Source organism: Rhodovulum sp. (assembly GCF_011048875.1).
Taxonomy (GTDB): Bacteria; Pseudomonadota; Alphaproteobacteria; order Rhodobacterales; family Rhodobacteraceae; genus Rhodovulum; species Rhodovulum tesquicola.
In genome coordinates this window covers 1-1,582 of record NZ_DSDD01000425.1, presented here as the reverse complement: position 1 = coordinate 1,582, position 1,582 = coordinate 1, and the positions used below count along the sequence as shown (strand labels likewise).

Here is a 1,582-nt window from a genome sequence, read left to right as displayed (position 1 = left end):
GGTCGAGGCCCTGCGCACCGGCGCCCCGCTGACCGCCGCCACGCAGGCCGCGTGACGGCCGAACCCGACCGGCGCCCCGCGGAAAGCGGATTGTCCCGACCGCCGCCCTGCCTATCTTGGCAGGATGGCCCCAGGAGACAGCCGCAGCATCGCAGACCCGCGCCCGCGCGGCCGACCCCGCCAGTTCGACGAGCGCGCGGCGCTTGACGCGGCGATCCGCGTGTTCTGGGCCGCGGGCTATGACGGCGCGTCGGTCGACAGGCTCTGCCGCGCGATGCGGATGCCGCGGGCAAGCCTCTACCATCTCTACGGCGACAAGCAGGGGCTGTTCCTGGCCGCCATCGGCCAATATGTCGAGACGCGGATCGTGCCGGTGGTGGCCGCTCTGCGGCCCTGTGGCACGCTGGCCGAGGATCTGGCCGCCTTCTTCGATCAGGTGATCGCGCTGGCCGCGGCCGATCCCGGGACGCCCGGCTGCCTGATCTCCTGCGTGCTGGCCGATGCCGCCGGGGCGAACCCGCCCTTCCGCGCCGAACTGGCCCGGCGCCATGACGGGATGGAGGCCCGGCTGGCGGCCCGCTTCCGCGCCGCCGGATGGGACGAGACGGGCGAGACCGGCGCCCCCGCGGCGGCGGGACTGGCCGCCGCCGTCGCCCGCGGCCTGATGCTGCGCGCCCGCTCGGGCGCCGGGGCCGGTGAACTCGCGCCCGTCGCCCGCGCCGCGCAGGCCGCCCTGCTTCGGCCGGGCGCGCGCTGAAACCGGCCGGGCCGCCGCGCGTTCACACCCCCCCGGCGCTGATCCGGAAGGCGCGCAAGGATCGCGGCCAGCCGCGCATCATCGCCCGCATGCGCCGTCCCCTCCCGCAGGGCCGCCTCGGTCAGATCGCGGGTCTGCCGGATCTGGCCGACAAAGGCGCTGCACCCCCGGCACATCGCCAGATGCAGGCGCATCTGCATGGCTTGCCACCCGCTCAACTCGCCGTCGATCAACGCGCTGGCGCGTGCGGCGACATCCTCGCAGTTCAACATCGGGCCAGTCCCTGCCTTCCATCCGGTTGCCGGGAAGACTCCCGATCCCGCGTTCCGTTACACGCCATCCCCGACCCGCCCGCGCAACGGGATGCTACAGCAGATCGTCAAGCGCCGCCCGCGTCGAAGGACACCGACCGCCCGTCCCGCCGCGCACGGCTTTTCGCCTTGTTGAGGACGATGGCGAACATCCATCCGGCCAGCGATGCGCGGCCCTCGAACCCGCCGATATTCTGCAGGATCGCGATCCAGCCATCCTGCACGACCTCTTCCGCCGCGGCCCGGTTGCCGACGATCGCGGTGCAGACCCGGACCATCGCGCCGTCATGCCGGCGATAAAGCCGCTCGAACGTGGCCCGGTCGCCCGCGACAAGCAACGCCCGCAGGCGCGTTTCATCCCCGATCCCGTCCAGAATGGCATGGCGCTCCCGCATGGTCCCGGTCGGATTTAAAAGAACGATTGGTTCAGAAATCGACACGCAATTTCGTGATGCAAACATTCGTGAACCCGCTCAGGCATGGCCCTGCGGCCCGCCTGCCCGAGGCCCGGTCC

Annotated in this window: 2 protein-coding genes and 1 pseudogene; 1 reads left to right on the top strand and 2 read right to left on the bottom strand. The window is 72.2% G+C overall.

What is annotated here, in order from left to right; all coding sequences use genetic code 11:
* Positions 1 to 124 precede the first annotated feature (124 nt).
* The gene (locus ENN83_RS14535) at positions 125 to 757 is read left to right on the top strand and encodes a TetR/AcrR family transcriptional regulator (RefSeq protein WP_287188163.1); all 633 of its coding nucleotides are present in this window, start codon (positions 125 to 127) and stop codon (positions 755 to 757) included.
* 173 nt (positions 758 to 930) lie between these two features.
* Here the strand turns inward: ENN83_RS14535 and ENN83_RS17215 are convergent.
* Together ENN83_RS17215 and ENN83_RS14530 are read right to left on the bottom strand one after the other, a co-directional pair.
* Positions 931 to 1,029, bottom strand: a pseudogene (locus ENN83_RS17215) (zf-HC2 domain-containing protein); the annotation flags it as partial.
* A 107-nt stretch (positions 1,030 to 1,136) separates the two neighbouring features.
* On the bottom strand, positions 1,137 to 1,463 hold the full coding sequence (locus ENN83_RS14530; protein WP_287188161.1) for an RNA polymerase sigma factor: 327 nt from the start codon (positions 1,461 to 1,463) through the stop codon (positions 1,137 to 1,139).
* Positions 1,464 to 1,582 lie beyond the last annotated feature (119 nt).

Coding starts and splice junctions, on each gene's coding strand:
- ENN83_RS14530 (WP_287188161.1), bottom strand. CDS start 1,463: ATGCGGGAGCGCCATGCCATTCTGGACGGGATCGGGGATGAAACGCGC.
- ENN83_RS14535 (WP_287188163.1), top strand. CDS start 125: ATGGCCCCAGGAGACAGCCGCAGCATCGCAGACCCGCGCCCGCGCGGC.